This is a genomic window from Corynebacterium tuberculostearicum (assembly GCF_022347385.1).
In the GTDB taxonomy this organism is placed as follows: Bacteria; Actinomycetota; Actinomycetes; order Mycobacteriales; family Mycobacteriaceae; genus Corynebacterium; species Corynebacterium tuberculostearicum_M.
In genome coordinates, this window is record NZ_JAKRDT010000052.1 from 1 (window position 1) to 1084 (window position 1084).

Consider the following 1084-nt stretch of genomic DNA (forward strand, 5'->3'; position numbering starts at 1 on the left):
GTGTCTGGTTCGGAGACATCGTTCCGCATGTCTTATGAGATAGTTCCGGTCTAACCAGCACTAATGTCTCATTACATCGATCCGGTAGAAAACTCTGAAGTTAAATTTGCCCGGCCGCGACAAAAAGTGATGTCTCGAGACATCGATCCTCCATGCTTTAAAAATGGAGCAGAAATCAAAACCAAGCCCAAAAATCATCATCGAAACCATGCTTGCTACCGGCATGACTCAAGCCGAAGCAGCTGACCATTTCGGCGTCAGCACCAGATGGATCCGAACACTTCAAGCCCGCTACCGAGAAGGCGGAATCAACCGCCTAGAACCACGCTCTAAACGCCCGCGCACTAATCCCCGAGCGCTCAACCCCAGCACTGTCGACCGCATACTTAAACTGCGCCAGGACCTCACAGAACGCGGCACTAACGCCGGAGCCCATACAATTCGCTGGCACTTGCAGCAAGAGGGAATCGACCCACCACCAGCACCATCCACAATCCACCGAGTGCTCGCAAACAACGGTCACGTCATCGCCCAACCACAAAAGCGTCCTCGCAGCTCATGGATACGATTTCAAGCAGATCAACCCAACGAAACATGGCAAATGGACTACAGTGACTGGACCATCGCAGGTCACAAGCGAGTAGCTATCCTCACCATCTTGGACGACCATTCCCGGTTCATCATCTCCTGCTGTGCCTACAACAATGCCACCGTGGGAAACGTCATAGAAAGCTTCATTAATGCAGGCCAGACACACGGCTACCCCCAGTCCACCCTCACCGACAACGGCCGAGCATTCACAACCAGCACAGACCGGACAAACCCCGCGCGAAACGGATTCGAGCAACTGCTCATAGACCTAGGAATCAAGCAGAAAAACGGTAAACCCTACCACCCCCAAACACAAGGAAAAGTTGAACGCTTCCACTACACCCTTAAACTAGCCCTAGCAAGCAAAATACCAGCTCAAAGTCTCGATGAACTCAACTCTCAGCTAAAAGAAATCATCGAATACTACAACCACAAACGCCCCCATAGAGCCCTAAACAGAACCACCCCCGCAGAAGCCTACACAGCACTGCCC

The 1084-nt window shown here is 52.0% G+C and carries 1 protein-coding gene; it reads left to right on the forward strand.

What is annotated here, in order from left to right; all coding sequences use genetic code 11:
• Positions 1-163: 163 nt before the first annotated feature.
• Positions 164-1084 (forward strand): IS481 family transposase (locus MHK00_RS11825; RefSeq protein WP_250412009.1); only part of this gene is annotated, 921 nt, incomplete at its 3' end.